The sequence below is a fragment of the Mycobacterium sp. WUMAC-067 genome (assembly GCF_020217485.1).
Lineage (GTDB): Bacteria > Actinomycetota > Actinomycetes > Mycobacteriales > Mycobacteriaceae > Mycobacterium.
Genome location: NZ_JAEKMI010000002.1, coordinates 39,002 through 55,738, shown reverse-complemented (window position 1 = coordinate 55,738; position 16,737 = coordinate 39,002). Strand labels below are relative to the sequence as shown.

10 protein-coding genes are annotated in these 16,737 nt (G+C 67.6%); 6 read left to right on the top strand and 4 right to left on the bottom strand.

Translation table 11 applies throughout. The features are described from left to right. The first annotated feature begins 70 nt into the window (after positions 1-70). On the top strand, positions 71-1,312 hold the full coding sequence (locus JF781_RS01635) for a cytochrome P450 (RefSeq protein WP_225329973.1): 1,242 nt from the start codon (positions 71-73) through the stop codon (positions 1,310-1,312). Beyond that, entirely contained in the window at positions 1,312-1,893 is a 582-nt protein-coding gene (locus JF781_RS01630) for a TetR/AcrR family transcriptional regulator (protein WP_225329974.1), read from the top strand. The genes JF781_RS01635 and JF781_RS01630 overlap by 1 nt, the downstream gene beginning before the upstream one ends. A 25-nt stretch (positions 1,894-1,918) precedes the next feature. Here JF781_RS01630 and JF781_RS01625 read toward each other — a convergent pair whose 3' ends face one another. The 3 genes from JF781_RS01625 to JF781_RS01615 all read right to left on the bottom strand — a co-directional run bounded on the left by JF781_RS01625 (position 1,919) and on the right by JF781_RS01615 (position 5,541). Next, positions 1,919-2,635, bottom strand: coding sequence for a siderophore-interacting protein (locus JF781_RS01625; protein WP_225329975.1), 717 nt, complete (start codon positions 2,633-2,635; stop codon positions 1,919-1,921). Positions 2,636-2,701: 66 nt separating this feature from the next. Next, positions 2,702-3,841 carry an acyltransferase gene (locus tag JF781_RS01620; protein ID WP_225329976.1) on the bottom strand — a complete coding sequence of 380 codons (1,140 nt, stop codon included), beginning with the start codon at positions 3,839-3,841 and terminating at the stop codon, positions 2,702-2,704. Beyond that, on the bottom strand, positions 3,838-5,541 hold the full coding sequence (locus JF781_RS01615) for a DEAD/DEAH box helicase (protein WP_225329977.1): 1,704 nt from the start codon (positions 5,539-5,541) through the stop codon (positions 3,838-3,840). The genes JF781_RS01620 and JF781_RS01615 overlap by 4 nt, the downstream gene beginning before the upstream one ends. Positions 5,542-5,640: 99 nt before the next feature. Here JF781_RS01615 and JF781_RS01610 point away from each other — a divergent pair, with 99 nt between their 5' ends. Beyond that, complete coding sequence (locus tag JF781_RS01610; protein ID WP_225329983.1) at positions 5,641-6,243, top strand: LppP/LprE family lipoprotein; 603 nt, start codon at positions 5,641-5,643, stop codon at positions 6,241-6,243. A 60-nt stretch (positions 6,244-6,303) separates the two neighbouring features. Next, entirely contained in the window at positions 6,304-9,726 is a 3,423-nt protein-coding gene (locus tag JF781_RS01605) for a TM0106 family RecB-like putative nuclease (protein WP_225329978.1), read from the top strand. A gap of 5 nt (positions 9,727-9,731) precedes the next feature. On the opposite strand, the gene JF781_RS01600 is transcribed toward JF781_RS01605, so the two are convergent. Then, a complete protein-coding gene (locus JF781_RS01600; RefSeq protein WP_374109657.1) occupies positions 9,732-11,606 on the bottom strand; it encodes an MFS transporter in 1,875 nt (624 codons plus the stop codon). Between the two features lie 408 nt (positions 11,607-12,014). Here JF781_RS01600 and JF781_RS01595 point away from each other — a divergent pair, with 408 nt between their 5' ends. Both JF781_RS01595 and JF781_RS01590 read left to right on the top strand, forming a co-directional pair. Continuing rightward, positions 12,015-12,794, top strand: coding sequence for a hypothetical protein (locus JF781_RS01595; protein ID WP_225329980.1), 780 nt, complete (start codon positions 12,015-12,017; stop codon positions 12,792-12,794). Between the two features lie 184 nt (positions 12,795-12,978). Continuing rightward, complete coding sequence (locus JF781_RS01590) at positions 12,979-16,713, top strand: multifunctional oxoglutarate decarboxylase/oxoglutarate dehydrogenase thiamine pyrophosphate-binding subunit/dihydrolipoyllysine-residue succinyltransferase subunit (RefSeq protein WP_225341134.1); 3,735 nt, start codon at positions 12,979-12,981, stop codon at positions 16,711-16,713. The last annotated feature ends 24 nt before the right edge of the window (positions 16,714-16,737 follow it).

The window sequence follows — 16,737 nt, the reverse complement described above, 5'->3', positions numbered from 1 at the left end:
CGTGAAGCTGGCCGCGCTGTCGTCGCCAGCGACGGTTGACATATTGCTACCACTGTCGTACGAATGAGACATGGCTACTGTTATGTCCCAGAACGTGCCGGTCGCATTCCAGCTCGCGACCGCCGCCACCTGGCCGAACCCGTGGCCGATGTACCGCGCCCTGCGCGACCACGATCCCGTGCACCACGTCGTTCCCCCGAAATCCCCCGCGGACGACTACTACGTGTTGTCCCGGCACGCCGATGTGTGGGCCGCGGCACGGGACCACGAAACCTTCTCCTCGGCAAAGGGCCTGACCGTCAACTATGACGATCTGGAATTGATTGGGCTGCAGGACAATCCGCCGTTTGTGATGCAGGATCCGCCAGTGCACACCGAGTTCCGCAAGCTGGTGTCGCGTGGGTTCACGCCGCGACAGGTCGAGGCGGTGGAACCCAAGGTGCGGGATTTCGTCGTCGAGCGCATCGAGGGGTTGCGCGCGGCCGGCGGCGGTGACATCGTCACCGAGCTTTTCAAACCGCTGCCGTCGATGGTGGTCGCGCATTATCTGGGTGTGCCCGAAGAGGATTGGGCGCAGTTCGACGGATGGACCCAGGCGATCGTCGCGGCCAACACCGCCGAGGGCGGCGTCGCGGGCGCGCTGGAAACCGTCGGCGATGCGGTCGGGTCGATGATGGCCTACTTCACCGGCCTGATCGAACGGCGTCGCACCGAACCCGAGGATGACACGATCTCGCACCTGGTCGCCGCCGGGGTCGGAGCCGACGGCGACATCGCCGGCACGCTGTCGATCCTCGCCTTCACGTTCACGATGGTCACCGGCGGCAACGACACCGTCACCGGGATGCTCGGCGGGTCGATGCCATTGCTGCACGAGCGGCCCGACCAGCGAAAGCTTCTGGTGGACAACCCCGAATTGATCACCGACGCCGTCGAAGAGCTGCTGCGGATGACCTCACCGGTCCAGGGGTTGGCGCGCACGACCACCCGCGACGTGACGATCGGCGACACCACCATTCCCGCCGGGCGTCGGGCGCTGCTGCTGTACGGGTCGGCCAACCGCGACGAACGCCAATACGGGCCGGACGCCGCCGAACTCGACGTGACGCGATGCCCGCGCAACATTTTGACGTTCAGCCACGGAGCGCACCACTGCCTGGGCGCCGCCGCGGCCCGGATGCAGTCCCGGGTGGCGCTCACCGAACTGCTGGCGCGGTGTCCGGACTTCGAGGTCGACGAGGCGGGCATCGTCTGGGCCGGCGGCAGTTACGTGCGGCGGCAGCTGTCGGTGCCGATCCGAATGCGGTCCTGATGGCGGGTAACGACTGGCTTTCCTCGCGCCGCAACGAGGCGGCCGTCGACCGGATACTCGACGCGGCGGAGGAGCTTTACACCGTGCGCGACTCGGGTTCGATCGGCATGAACGAAATCGCCAGGGCCGCGGGGTGTTCCCGCGCGACGCTGTACCGGTACTTCGAGAACCGCGAGGCCCTGCGCACCGCCTATGTGCACCGTGAGACCCACCGACTGGGCCGCGAGATCCTCGCGCGCACCGGCGGCATCGAGGACCCGCACGAACGGCTGATCGTGAGCATTCTCGTCACCTTGGGGATGGTGCGCGAGAGTCCCGCGCTTGCGTCTTGGTTCGCGACGAGCCGCCCGCCGGTCGGCGGCGAGTTGGCAGGCCAGTCCGACGTCATCGCGGCCCTGGCGGCGGCGTTCCTGCACTCCCTGGGGGCCGACGATCCCGCGATCGTCGCGCGCCGGGCGCGCTGGGTGGTCCGGGTGATCGTGTCGATGCTGATGTATCCGGGCCGCGACGATAACGAGGAGCGGGCGATGATCGAGGAGTTCGTCGTCCCGATCATCGCCCCGGCAAGCGCCCGCCGCTAGCTGGCAGCCGTCCCCCTCTCCTTCATCAGGCCACCCAATAGGCTTGCGCCTTAATCGATTTGCGCGGGATACCGAAGTCCTCCCGCAACGCTTTGGCAACCGAGCGGGTGGTGCGGTTGTCGCAGGCCACCCAACCGAAGTGGTCCCCGGCGTCAAAGGCCGCCGACCGCACCGCCTCCAGCAAGGCCTGACCGGCATCCTTGCGGTCCACCCAGATGACATCGGCGCAACGCGCCACCGGCAGGTCTTTGTCACCCTCGTGGCCCGCCTCCAAGAAGACCCGCGCCGGCACCTCACCGATCGAGGTGAGCAGCGAGTTGATCGCCGGCAGCGACGCGCAGTCCCCGACGATGACGTAGCCGGCTGGGGCCGGATCGGGAACGGCGAACCTGCTGCCGAGCACGGTGGCGTCGATCGTGTCGCCGGGTTGCGCCGTTCGCGCCCACCGCGACGCGGTGCCGTCGTGCAGAGCGAACTCGATGTCCAGTGCGCCGGCCGCCGGGTCAGGGTCCACCAGCGTGTATCCGCGCTGGTGCAGTTTGTCGCCGTCGGCGAACCACAGCCGTACCCACATCGTGGGATGGACCCCGTGTTGGCCGAGCAATCCGCCATCGGCGAAGCTCAGGCGCAGGTAGTGCGGGGTGATCTCGCGGCGGGCGGTCACGGTGAGCCGGTAATCGCCGGCCCCCAGCAGCTTGAGCACCGTGCCGGTCCATCCCCGTGAAGCCTGGTGATCGCTCATGCGTCGGATGCCCTTTCCTCAAGTTGAACTTAGGTAAGGGTAACCTATCTTTGTCGATCTGTGGGCTCAGTCGCGGACGCGCGTGAAACGGTGCAGCAGCCATGCCAACGGGATCGTCAGCACCAGCGTCGCGATGAACAGGTACAGCATCGGCCCGGTGTAGACGCGCGCGCCCACCACGTAGTCCATCGCGAATTCCATGGTGATCAGGTGGATCAGGAAGATTTCGTAGGAGATCTCCCCCAGCCACACCATGGGGCGGCTGGCCAGGAGCCGCGAATACCATCCGTGGTCCCCCAGCGCCAGCGGCGCCACCGCCAGCGCGGCGATCACGGCGTAAAAACAGGTCTTGAACAACGCTTCGCTCAGGGTTGCCGGGGAGGTGGTGGGCGCGCCGGCGATGGGAGTGGAGACGATGAAATAGCTGATGATCGCCAGTGGGATGGCCACGAACCCGTAGCCGCGCACACCCATCTCTTGCAACACCGTGAGCATCATGCCGGCGAGGAACCAGGCCAGGTAGGTAGGCAGCCATAGCCGGGCACCGTCGGGAAACCAGTGATCGGTGTGCACGAGAACCAACCACGCCGGGCTGATCAACAGCATCCCCGCCAGGGCGCCCAGCACCAATTTCGGCTGCCACTGCCGCCGGCAGATCAGCACCAGCAGCAGGTAGGCCAGCAGCGGAAGGATGACGTAGAACGAGGCCTCCACGGCCAGGCTCCACATCTGGGTCAGCCCCTGGTGCAGATACTTGCCCAGGTAGCCGTTGCAGTAGATCTGGGTCAGCGTCAGGTTGCGCGCCAGCCCGAGCCACGAGTGTCCGGGGTTTGGCCCCGCCTCGCGGTAGTGATACAGCACGTAGGCGAACAGCACGGTGATGACGTAGGCGGGCATGATGCGCCGAACCCGGTGCCACGCATAGCGACTCAGCGACGGCGGCGGGCCACCCGTTGCGGCGGATTTCACCCACGGACGGAACAACAGGTAACCGGAGAGCACGAAGAAGATCGGCACCCCGATCTCCATCCGGGAACCGACCAGGCCCCAATAGCCGTGTGTGTATTTGCCGGTGGTGTAGGCCGCGTGGGTGCCGACGACGAGCAGCGCGGCGACGGCGCGGACGCCGGTCAGCGAGGCGACGCGGTCGACGCGGGAGGTCTGCTCGAGCCCGCCCTGGGCGTCCTGTTCTTCAGACAGCGTCATCCGCCGTGTTTCCTGCGCGGTTTCCCGCCGTCGCGGCCGCCGCGGGCCTTGGCGGAGGACCTGTCCGGCTGAAGGTTGATCAACACCCCCGAAATGCGGGTCTGCTCAAGCCTTTTGAACGTCGATTGGGGCAACTTGGCCGGCAGTTCCACCAGCGAGAAATCCGGCCCGATCGAGATGTGGCCGAAATCGCTGCGATGCAGCCCTCCCTCGTTGGCGATGGCGCCCACGATCGCCCCCGGACCGATCTTGTGGCGCTTGCCCACCGCGATGCGGTAGGTGGCGAACGGCCGTGTCGACCTTGGCTTTTCGGGCCGATCGCGCCGTTCGGTGCGCCGCTCGCGTCGCTCGGGCGGAGGTTCGGGTGCCATCAGGAACGCCTCGCCGTCGCGGGACTGCAAGGCCAGCGCGGCGGCGATATCGGCCATCGGGGTGTCGTGCTCGCGTTCGTAGTCCTGGACCAGCTTGCGGAACAGGTCAATGCCGGGGGCCCCGAGCGCGTTGGTGATCGAATCGGCGAACTTGGCCACCCGCTGCGCGTTGACGTCCTCGACGGTGGGCAACTCGGTTTCGGTGAGCGTTTGCCGCGTGGCCTTTTCGATCGCCTTGAGCAGGTGGCGCTCTCGCGGGGAGACGAAGAGCAGCGCGGTTCCCGAACGTCCGGCCCTGCCGGTGCGCCCGATCCGGTGCACGTACGACTCGGTGTCGTGCGGGATGTCGTAGTTGAGCACGTGCGAGATCCGCTCCACGTCGAGCCCGCGCGCGGCCACGTCGGTGGCAACCAGGATGTCGATGCTGCCGTCCTTCAGGGCGGCGACGGTCCGCTCGCGCTGCGCCTGGGCGATGTCGCCGTTGATGGCGGCCGCGGAGAAACCTCGCGCCCTGAGCTTTTCGGCGACTTCCTCGGTGGCCTGTTTGGTCCTGACGAAGATGATCATCGCTTCGAACGGCTCGACTTCGAGGACCCGGGTCAGCGCGTCCATCTTGCGGGGGCCGGCGACCTGGATGTAGCGCTGCGAAATGTTCTCGGCGGTAGCGGTTTTCGCCTTGGTGCTGACCTCGAGCGGATCGTGCAGGTACTTGGTGGTGAGCTTTCGGATCGCGGGCGGCATGGTCGCGGAGAACAAAGCCACCTGTTTGTATTCCGGGGTCTCGGACAGGATGCGGTCGACTTCTTCGGCGAAGCCCATGGTGAGCATCTCGTCGGCCTCGTCGAGCACCAGGTAGTCGACGTGGGACAGGTCCAGCGTCCCCCGTTCGAGGTGGTCGATCACCCGACCGGGCGTCCCGACCACCACGTGGGCGCCGCGGCGCAGCCCGGCCAGCTGCACGCTGTAGGACGAGCCGCCGTAGATCGGCAGCACGTTGATCTTGGGCAGGTGGGCACCGTACCGACTGAACGCCTCGGCAACCTGCAGGGCCAGTTCCCGGGTCGGGGCGAGCACCAGGGCCTGGGTGGCGTTGCTGGTGACGTCGATTTTGGACAGGATCGGGATCGCGAACGCGGCGGTCTTGCCGGTGCCGGTCTGCGCCAGTCCGACGACGTCCGAGCCCGCCATCAGCGCCGGGATCGTCGCGGCCTGGATGCCGGTGGGTGATTCGTAACCGACGTCAGCGACCGCCCGCAGCACCGAAGGGTGGATCTGCAGGTCGGCAAACGTCGGAGAGGCAGCCCCGGTCGAGCTGTCTGAGAGGGTCATCGCCCAAGGAGTCTAGTGGTGACCGGCCGTCCGGCGGTCCGCGTGATCATCAGCACAGCCGAGCGGGGCCCGGCCACGCCTGCCACACCCGCGGAGCCGATGACGGTACGGTGCGTCGATGTGTGGTCGCTACCGTGTCGTACCGAGCCACTGACCTGCTCGGCCGCTGTTGCATTAATCGCCATCACCTTGACCGGCTGCGGTTCAGGAGATTCCACCGTCGCAAAGACACCGCAGGCCAGGACGTCGGAAACCCCGTCGATCACTGCCCCGGCCACGCCGTCGCCGGCTGCCCAGCCCGGCAACGCGCCACCGGCCGATCCATGCGCGGTCAATCTCGCCTCGCCCACCATCGCGAAGGTGGTGTCCGAACTGCCGCGCGACCCGCGCAGCCAGCAGCCGTGGAATCCCGAGCCGCTGGCCGGCAACTACAACCAGTGCGCGCAGCTCTCGGCGGTGATCATCAAGGCCAACACCAACGCGGTCAGCCCGACCACCCGCGCGGTGCTGTTCCACCTCGGCCAATTCATCCCGCAGGGTGTCCCCGACACCTACGGCTTCAACGGCATCGACCCGGCGCAAACCACGGGCGACACCGTGGCGTTGACCTACCCGGGCGGGATCAAGGGCTTGAACACCGACGTGAAGTTCCATTGGAACGGCAACGCGGTCGAACTGATCGGCAATACGCCCGGGCACTGATCCCGGGCACGCCCGCCCAGCGCGACCATCCTGTCGGAGCCCTGTCCTACAGTGGCTCCAGTGTTCGTGACCGGCGACAGCATCGTTTACAGCGCGTCGGACCTTGCCGCCGCCGCCCGCTGCGAATTCGCGCTGCTGCGGGATTTCGACGCGAAACTCGGCCGCGGCCCGGCGACCGCGATCGAGGACGAACTGCTCACGCGGACAGCCGCCCTCGGCGACGAGCATGAGCGGCGCGAGCTCGCCCGATTGCGCGAGCGGTTCGGCGATGAGGTCGCGGTCATCGGCCGCCCGGCGTACACGACCGCCGGGCTGGCGGCGGCCACCGACGCGACGCTGCGCGCCGTCGCCGACCGCGCCCCCGCGGTGTATCAAGCCGCGATGTTCGACGGCCGCTTCCTCGGATTCGCCGACTTCCTAGTGCGTGACGGCGAGCAGTATCGGGTCGTCGACACCAAGTTGGCCCGCTCCGAAAAGGTGACCGCGCTGTTGCAGCTCGCCGCCTACGCCGACGCGCTGGCCGCCTCGGGCGTGCCGGTCGCGCCGGAGGCCGAACTGCGGCTCGGTGACGGAACGGCCGTGCGGCACCGCGTCTGCGACCTGGTCCCGGTCTACCGTTCGCAGCGGGCGCGCCTGCAGCGGCTGCTCGTCGACCACTATGCGAGCGGCGCCGCGGTGCGGTGGGACGACGAAAGCGTGGCCGCCTGTTTTCATTGTCCGTTGTGCCTCGAGCAGCTACGGGCCGCCGACGATGTGCTGCTGGTCGCCGGCTTACGAGTAAGCCAGCGGGACAAGCTGTTCCATGCCGGCATCACCACCGTCGCCGAACTGGCCGCCCACAACGGACCCGTGCCCGGGCTTGCCCCCGGTGTCGTCGCCACGTTGACGACTCAGGCGAAACTGCAAGTGCGCCAACGCGACACAGGCGTGGCGCAGGTCGAGGTCATCGACCCACAGCCGTTGGCGCTACTCCCCGAGCCGGACCCCGGCGATCTGTTCTTCGACTTCGAAGGCGACCCGCTGTGGACCACCGACGGCCGCGAGTGGGGCCTGGAATACCTGTTCGGTGTCCTGGAGGCCGGCCCGACGGGCACGTTCCGCCCGCTGTGGGCGCACAACCGGACCGATGAACGCAAAGCACTGACCGATTTCTTGGCGATGGTGGCCAAACGGCGCAAGCGCCGCCCCAACATGCACATCTACCACTACGCGCCCTACGAGAAGACCGCGTTGCTGCGGCTGGCCGGGCGCTACGGCGTCGGCGAGGACGAAGTCGACGAACTGCTGCGCAGCGGCACGTTGGTCGACCTTTACCCGTTGGTGCGCAGGAGCATTCGCGTCGGCGCGGAGTCATTCAGCCTCAAGGCGCTCGAGCCCCTCTACATGGGGTCCCAACTGCGCGCGGGGGACGTGACCACCGCGACCGATTCGATCACCTCCTACGCACGGTATTGCGAACTGCACGCAGAGGGCCGGGGCGACGAGGCCTCGTCCGTGCTCAAGGAGATCGAGGACTACAACCACTACGACTGCCGGTCGACTCAGGAATTGCGTAACTGGCTGCTGCTGCGCGCCTATGAATCCGGCGTCGTACCGATCGGCGCCCAGCCCGTGGGCGACGGCAACACCGTCGAGGACCGCGACCCACTGGCGGTGACGCTGTCGGCGTTCACCGGGGCTGCCGGCATCGACGAGCGCACCCCGGAGCAGACGGCGGTGGCGTTGGTGGCCGCCGCACGCGGCTACCACCGCCGCGAGGACAAACCGTTCTGGTGGGCGCATTTCGACCGGCTGAACTTCCCCGTCGACGAATGGGCGGACAACACCGATGTTTTCGTCGCCGAGGACGCGTCCGTCAGCGTCGACTGGCACACCCCGCCCCGCGCGCGCAAACCGCAGCGACGCCTGCAGTTACACGGCGAGCTGGCCCGCGGCGACCTGAAGAGCGACGTCTTTGCGCTGTACAAACCGCCGGCGCCGCCCGGCATGACCGACAGCCCGGACCGACGGGCGGCCGGACGGGCCACGGTCCTCGAAGCCGACGACCCGGCGGTGCCCACCACAGTGATCGTCCTCGAACGAGTTGGCGGCGACGGCAAGCCATTTCACCAGCTGCCCTTCGCGCTGACCCCCGGCCCGCCGATTCCCACCACGGCGCTGCGGGAGTCGATCGAGGCGACCGCCGCAGCACTGACCGACGGACTCCCGCGCCTACCCTGCAGCGCCATCGTCGACGTCCTGCTGCGCCGCGCGCCCCGCACGCGCAGCGGCACTCCCCTGCCGCGCGGCACCGACGCCTCGAACATCACAGCCGACATCACCGCCGCACTACTCGATTTGGATTCGTCGTACCTGGCGGTGCACGGGCCGCCCGGCACCGGCAAGACGCACACGGCCGCGCGAGTGATCCAACACCTGGTCACCGAGCGCGGCTGGCGCGTCGGCGTCGTCGCGCAATCGCACGCCACGGTGGAGAACCTGCTGGACTGCGTGATCGACGCCGGCCTGGATCCGCAACGGATCGCGAAGAAGCGCAACGACCACCAGGCTCCGCGCTGGCAAGAGATCGACGGCAGCGCGTACGCCGCGTTCCTCGCTGACACGCCGGGTTGTGTGATCGGCGGCACCGCATGGGATTTCGCCAACGCCAACCGGATACCGCCGGGCAGCCTGGATCTGCTGGTGATCGACGAGGCGGGCCAATTCTGTCTGGCCAACACCATCGCCGTGGCTCCGGCCGCCGCGAATCTGCTGCTGCTCGGAGACCCCCAACAGTTGCCGCAAGTCAGCCAGGGCACCCATCCGGAGCAGGTGGACACGTCCGCGCTGGCTTGGCTGGTCGACGGTCAACGGACGCTGCCCGACGAACGTGGCTACTTTCTGGACCGTTCCTACCGGATGCACCCGGCCGTCTGCGCCGCTGTGTCCTCGCTGTCCTACGAAGGCAGGCTGCATTCGGATGAATGCACCGCCGCCCGCCGCCTGGACGGGTATGGGCCGGGTGTGCAGCTGCTTTCGGTTGAGCACCAGGGTAATTCGACCGAAAGCCCGGAGGAGGCCGACGCGATCGCCGCCGAGATCGGGCAACTGCTCGGCGCGCCATGGACCGATGAGCACGGCCGCCGGGCATTGACGGCCGCCGATGTGCTGGTGCTGGCACCCTACAACGCGCAGGTGGCATTGCTGCGTCGCCGGTTGAGCTCTGCCGGGCTCGGCGGTGTGCGGGTGGGGACCGTCGACAAGTTCCAAGGCGGCCAGGCGCCCGTGGTGTTCATCTCGATGACGGTTTCCTCCACGGACGTGGTGCCACGCGGAATGTCCTTCCTGCTCAACAGGAATCGACTCAACGTGGCGGTCAGCCGGGCGCAATACGCAGCGGTGATCGTGCGGTCGCCGTCGCTGACGGACTACCTGCCCGCCACGCCCGCGGGCCTGACCGACCTGGGCGCATTCTTGGCGCTCACCCAACCCGATCTGCGCTGAGGCGCCTAATTTCCCGACGAGTGCCGGCCGTAACCGGTGGGATCGTCGTCGGGATCGGCGCGGTGGTGGTGACCTCGCAGCGAGTCACCCTCGGTGAAGTGGTGACCCGCCGGACCCCTGTGGGGGCGGCGCGGCGGTCGGGTAAACCGCTCCACCGGCGGGCTGGGCTTGACCGAGCGTCGCACCGCCACCTGACGGAGGCGCTTGCCGCTGTCGACATGAGAGCCGTTGTGGGCAAAGCCAATTGGTTGCGCCGGCGCTACCGGCTCATTGAACACGCTGCGCGACGAATCGACCGGGCCCCGCGGCCGCGGGCCGGCGGGAGGGGGCCCCGCATTAGCCCGCTCCCCTGACGGCGGGCCGCCGCGCTCGACATCGGATTCGCGTTGGAGGAGCAATTCGACGTACTCGTCGTCGTCATAGTCGTCGTCGACGATGTCATCGTCGTCGGGCCCGAAGGGATCGCCGCCTCGGCCGGTGCGCGACCAGGGGGCGAAGCCCACCAAGAACAGGGCGGCGATGATCCCGAACAACGCGATGAACGCGGGCAACAGCACCGATTGCGACATCGCGACCGCAAACGGTTCGCGCAGAAACGGGGGCAACTGCAACGCGATGGCGTCCTCGTCGACGCCCCCACCGGACGGCCGCCGCGGCATCTCGGCACTGATCCGCCAGGTCATGAATGCGGCCATGCCGGCGCTGCCGAGCACCGCGCCCAGCTGCCGGACCGAGTTGTACACCGCAGAGCCCGCACCGGCCAGCTGCGCGGGCAGGTTTCGCGTCGCGGTCGCGGTCAGCGGCGACCACACGAACGCCATCCCCACGCCCATCGCGAAGAACGGCAACACCAGCCGCCAGATCGGCGTCGTCGGCGCCATCTCGAAGGTGAGCCAGGTCAGCGCGATCGCCAGCACCGAAAAACCGAAACCGAGCACCGGCCGCGGATGGTAATTGTCGACGATCTTGCCGACGAACGGCGCGAACACCCCGTTGGCGATCGCCATCGGCGCGATCAGCAGGGCCGAGCGCGTCGGCGACAGCCCGCAAACAGCCTGCGCATAAAACGTCAGCGGCAGCATCATCGCCGTCGCGGCGAACGAGACGATGGCCACCCCGACGTTGCACAGGCTGAAGTCGCGGTCACCGAAGATCACCAACGGAATCAGCGGTTCGTGGGGGTTCGCCGACTGCCAGAAGACGAACACCGTCATGAACCCGAAGCCCGCGACGATCAACGCCCAAATCCACGGCTGCCAGTGCGCGGCCTGCCCCTGCTGCAGCCCGAACACGATCAAGAACATGCCCACCGCGGACAGGCCCACCCCGATCAGATCGAACCGGTGTGACTGGGTGGGCAACACCGGGATCAGCCAATACGCCAACGCCAGCCCGATCACCCCGATGGGGACGTTGACGAAGAAGATCCACTCCCAGCCCAGCCCGTCGACCAGGACACCGCCGGCCAGCGGGCCCACCAGGCTGGCGACTCCCGCGGTGGCGCCCCACAAGCTCACCGCGATGCCGCGCCGTTCCGGCGGGAAGATCCGGGTGATCGTCGACAAGGTTTGCGGGGTGAGCACGCCCGCTCCGATGCCTTGCACGACGCGGGCCGCGATCAGCATGGCGGCGCTGCCCGACAGTCCGCACCACACCGAGGAGATAGTGAAGACCACCAGGCCGATCAGGTACAGGTTCTTGGGGCCGAACCGGTCGCCGAGGCGACCCGCCACGAGCAACACGACGGCATAACCCAGCAGGTAGGCGCTGGTCACCCAGACCACGGTGTCGTAGCCGATGCGCAGGTTGGCCATGATGGTCGGGTTTGCGATCGCGACGATGGTCGAGTCGACCATGATCATGAAAAAGCCGATCATCATCGCCCAAAGCGGGTTCCAGGGGTTCTGTGAGTGCGGCGAGCTCCGGGTGATGAAATCCCAGCGATGGGCGGCCCGCGCCGGCCCGGAACCCGCACGCCCCTGACCCCCGGGCGTGCGGGGCGCAGCCGTGGTCATCCACCCCACCTCGTTTCGCTCCCGACGATGCCGTTTACGCCGCATCGGCCCGTCTGGTCGACCGGCCTGAACTGCCAGGTCATCGACCGCGCGCACGGCGAACCGTTCACCACGACGACCGACCAACGGCACGGCCGTCGCAGACATCCAGCCTGCATTATTCCCGGCGGCGCAAGAGGGCCGGCAGCCACGGATCCGGTGGGGACAGATAACGCGTCAGGATGTGCCGCGGGCACGTTAGCCTGAAGGAACCCCATTTGCAGGAGAGACAGTATGCGGGCCCGACGGAACAGGTCGCGGAAGCGGTTTTTCAACATGGCCAACGCGGGAGAGGCGCCGACCGGCAAGGACGGTCGGCCCAAGATGTCCGCGCGGGCGTTGGCGCAGGTCATCGAGCGCAGCTCGCGGATACAGGGCCCCGCCGCCGAGGCTTATGTGAACCGGCTGCGCAACGCCGATCCCGAGGCCAGCCCGGCGGAGATCCTGGCCAAGCTGCAGAAGCGTTACGTGGCCATCGTGACGGCCGGCGGCGTTGCGGTTGGGGCCGCGGCGACCGTCCCCGGAATCGGCACGTTGAGTGCCCTGTCCGCGGCGGCCGCGGAAACGGTGACGTTCCTCGAGGCCACCGCGTTCTTCGTGTTGGCGGTCGCGGTGGTCCACGACATTCCGGCCGATCACCGCGAACGACGCCGCGCCCTGGTGCTGGCGGTGCTCGTCGGTGACAACAGCGAGCACGCCGTCGCGGAGCTGCTCGGTCCGCGGCGCACCAGCGGCGGCTGGATTTCCGAGAGCCTGGCCGCGCTGCCGCTGTCGTCGATGTCGGGACTGAACTCGCGACTGCTCAAGTCGTGGGTCAGGAAGTACACCGTGCGGCGGGGCGCCCTGTTGTTCGGCAAACTGCTGCCGGTCGGGATCGGGGTCGTGGTGGGGGCAGTGGGCAATTACCTCGCCGGCAAGAAGATGGTCCGCAACGCCAAGCGGGCGTTCGGCGCCCCACCCGCGCGCTGGCCCCGCGCCCTGCATCTGGTGCCCCCGGTCCCCGAAGCCGGCTGACCCTCCCCGAGGCCCCCCGGTCCGCCTGGCAGATTGGTGGCGAGAGGTTAGCCTTTATAGGGCGGAAGCAATGCGTGCCGCCATGGCTATGAGGTGCTCGGCCCGCCGGGGCCGACGAGGGTGCTGCCGCGCAATAGCGCTGCGGTGACCCTGTAGGACAAAGGGATTGAGGCGAACTGCGGTCGTGAGCAACATAAGTTCACCATTCGGTCAGAACGAATGGCTGGTCGAGGAGATGTACCGCAAGTTCCGCGATGACCCCTCGTCGGTGGATCCGAGCTGGCATGAATTCCTGGTCGACTACAACCCCGAGCCCACCGGCGAGGCGGCGCCCGCGGCCCCGACCAGCGGCGATGGCCGGCCGGCCGCGGCCCCCGCGCCGGCGAAGCCGGCCCCGGCTCCCGCCCAAAGCCCCAAGCCCGCGCCCCCTTCCAGCACGACACCCCCCGTCAGCACGGCCGCCGGCAACGGGGTCCCGGCGCGGCCCGCGCCGGCGAAGGCCGCCGCTCCCCCGCCGGCCGAAGGCGACGAGTTGCAGACGCTGCGCGGCGCCGCGGCGGCCGTCGTCAAGAACATGTCGGCGTCGCTGGACGTGCCGACGGCGACCAGTGTCCGCGCCGTCCCCGCCAAGCTGCTGATCGACAACCGGATCGTCATCAACAACCAACTCAAGCGCACGCGCGGCGGCAAGATCTCGTTCACCCACCTGCTCGGGTACGCGCTGGTGCAGGCGATCAAGAAGTTCCCGAACATGAATCGGCACTACGCCGAGGTCGACGGCAAACCCACCGCCATCACCCCGGCGCACACCAACCTCGGCCTGGCCATCGACCTGCAGGGCAAGGACGGCAAGCGTTCTCTGGTGGTGGCCGGCATCAAGGGCTGCGAGACCATGCGGTTCGCGCAGTTCGTCACCGCCTACGAAGACATCGTGCGACGGGCCCGCGACGGCAAGCTGACCGCCGAAGACTTTGCCGGCGTGACGATTTCGCTGACCAACCCGGGCACCATCGGCACCGTGCACTCGGTGCCGCGGCTGATGACGGGCCAGGGCGCCATCATCGGCGTCGGCGCCATGGAATATCCCGCCGAGTTCCAGGGCGCCAGCGAGGAACGCATCGCCGAGCTGGGGATCGGCAAGCTGATCACGCTCACGTCGACCTATGACCACCGCATCATCCAGGGCGCGGAATCCGGCGACTTCTTGCGCACCATCCACGAGATGCTGCTGTCGGACGCCTTCTGGGACGAGATCTTCCGCGAGCTGGGAAACCCCTATCTACCGGTGCGCTGGAGCACCGACAACCCGGACTCGATCGTCGACAAGACCGCCCGGGTGATGGAGTTGATTGCGGCCTACCGCAATCGGGGCCATCTGATGGCCGACATCGACCCGCTGCGCTTGGACGGCAGCCGGTTCCGCAGCCACCCCGACCTCGAGATCCTCAACCACGGTCTGACGCTGTGGGATCTGGATCGGGTGTTCAAGGTCAACGGGTTCGCCGGTTCCGAATACAAGAAGCTGCGCGACGTGCTGGGTCTGCTGCGCGATGCCTACTGCCGTCACATCGGCGTGGAGTACACCCACATTCTCGAGCCCTCGCAACAGGAATGGCTGCAGCAGCGTGTCGAGACCAAGCACGTCAAGCCGACGGTGGCCGAGCAGAAGTTCATCCTGAGCAAACTGAACGCGGCCGAGGCCTTCGAAACCTTCCTGCAGACCAAATACGTTGGGCAGAAACGGTTTTCACTTGAGGGTGCGGAAAGCATCATTCCAATGATGGATGCGGCGATCGACCAGTGCGCCGAGCACGGGCTCGACGAGGTGGTCATCGGGATGCCGCACCGCGGCCGGCTCAACGTACTGGCCAACATCGTCGGCAAGCCGTACTCACAGATCTTTTCCGAGTTCGAGGGCAACCTCAACCCGGCGCAGGCACACGGCTCCGGAGACGTCAAGTACCACCTGGGCGCCACCGGCGTGTACCTACAGATGTTCGGCGACAACGACATTCAGGTTTCGCTGACCGCCAACCCGTCGCACCTGGAAGCCGTCGACCCGGTGCTGGAGGGCCTGGTCCGGGCCAAGCAGGACCTGCTGGACCGGGGCGCCGAGGACCAGGGCGACGACAAGGCCTTCTCGGTGGTGCCGATGATGCTGCACGGCGATGCGGCGTTCGCCGGTCAGGGCGTGGTCGCCGAGACCCTCAACCTGACCCACCTGCCCGGTTACCGCGTCGGCGGCACCATTCACATCATCGCCAACAACCAGATCGGCTTCACCACCGCGCCGGAGTACTCGCGGTCCAGCGAGTACTGCACCGATGTCGCGAAGATGATCGGGGCGCCGATCTTCCACGTCAACGGCGACGACCCGGAGGCGTGCGCGTGGGTGGCCAAGCTGGCCGTCGACTTCCGGCAGGAGTTCAAGAAGGACGTCGTCATCGACATGCTGTGCTACCGCAAGCGCGGGCACAACGAAGGCGATGACCCGTCGATGACCAACCCCGCCATGTACGACGTCGTCGACATCAAGCGCGGAGTCCGCAAGAGCTACACCGAAGCCCTGATCGGCCGCGGCGACATCTCGATGAAGGAAGCCGAGGACGCCCTGCGCGACTACCAGGGCCAGCTCGAGCGGGTGTTCAACGAGGTCCGAGAGCTGGAGAAGCACGGCGCGCTGCCGAGCGAATCGGTGGAAGCCGACCAGATGCTGCCCGCGGGCCTGGCCACCGCGGTGGACAAGGCGTTGCTGGCCCGTATCGGTGACGCATTCCTGGCGCTGCCCGAGGGCTTCACGGCGCACCCGCGGGTGCAGCCGGTGCTGGAGAAGCGCCGGGAGATGGCCTACGAGGGCAAGATCGACTGGGCCTTCGCCGAGCTGCTGGCGCTGGGCTCGCTGGTGGCCGAGGGCAAGCTGGTGCGGCTGTCGGGGCAAGACACCCGGCGCGGCACCTTCTCGCAGCGGCACTCGGTGATCATCGACCGCAACACCGGTGAGGAGTTCACGCCGCTGCAGCTGCTGGCGACCAACCCAGACGGCACCCCCACCGGCGGCAAGTTCCTGGTCTATGACTCCCCGCTGTCGGAATACGCCGCGGTCGGCTTCGAGTACGGCTACACCGTGGGCAACCCGGACGCCCTCGTCCTGTGGGAAGCCCAGTTCGGGGACTTCGTCAACGGCGCGCAGTCGATCATCGACGAGTTCATCAGCTCCGGTGAGGCCAAGTGGGGCCAGTTGTCCAACGTGGTGCTGCTGCTGCCGCACGGCCACGAAGGCCAGGGCCCCGACCACACCTCGGGCCGGATCGAGCGCTTCCTGCAGCTGTGGGCGGAGGGTTCGATGACGATCGCGATGCCCTCCACGCCGTCCAACTACTTCCACCTGTTGCGGCGACACGCCCTCGACGGCGTGCAGCGGCCGCTGATCGTGTTCACGCCCAAGTCGATGCTGCGCAACAAGGCGGCGGTCAGCGACGTCAAGGACTTCACCGAGATCAAGTTCCGCTCGGTGCTCGAAGAGCCGACCTACGAGGACGGCATCGGTGATCGCAGCAAGGTCAGCAGGGTCCTGCTGACCAGCGGCAAGCTCTACTACGAGTTGGTGGCCCGCAAGGCCAAGGACGATCGGGACGACGTGGCGATCGTGCGGATCGAGCAGCTCGCTCCGCTGCCGAAGCGCCGGCTGGGCGAAACGCTGGACCGCTACCCGAGCGTCAGGGAGTACTTCTGGGTTCAGGAGGAGCCCGCCAACCAGGGCGCGTGGCCGCGCTTTGGTCTGGAATTGCCCGAGCTGCTGCCCGACAAGCTGACCGGGCTCAAACGGATTTCCCGGCGGGCGATGTCGGCTCCGTCGTCGGGCTCGTCGAAGGTGCACGCCGTCGAGCAGCAGGAGATCATCGACACCGCCTTCGGCTAATGACGAACGTCGACTTGGTTGGGC

Coding starts and splice junctions, on each gene's coding strand:
- JF781_RS01595 (WP_225329980.1), top strand. CDS start 12,015: ATGCGGGCCCGACGGAACAGGTCGCGGAAGCGGTTTTTCAACATGGCC.
- JF781_RS01610 (WP_225329983.1), top strand. CDS start 5,641: ATGACGGTACGGTGCGTCGATGTGTGGTCGCTACCGTGTCGTACCGAG.
- JF781_RS01635 (WP_225329973.1), top strand. CDS start 71: ATGGCTACTGTTATGTCCCAGAACGTGCCGGTCGCATTCCAGCTCGCG.
- JF781_RS01630 (WP_225329974.1), top strand. CDS start 1,312: ATGGCGGGTAACGACTGGCTTTCCTCGCGCCGCAACGAGGCGGCCGTC.
- JF781_RS01620 (WP_225329976.1), bottom strand. CDS start 3,841: ATGACGCTGTCTGAAGAACAGGACGCCCAGGGCGGGCTCGAGCAGACC.
- JF781_RS01625 (WP_225329975.1), bottom strand. CDS start 2,635: ATGAGCGATCACCAGGCTTCACGGGGATGGACCGGCACGGTGCTCAAG.
- JF781_RS01600 (WP_374109657.1), bottom strand. CDS start 11,606: ATGATGATCGGCTTTTTCATGATCATGGTCGACTCGACCATCGTCGCG.
- JF781_RS01615 (WP_225329977.1), bottom strand. CDS start 5,541: ATGACCCTCTCAGACAGCTCGACCGGGGCTGCCTCTCCGACGTTTGCC.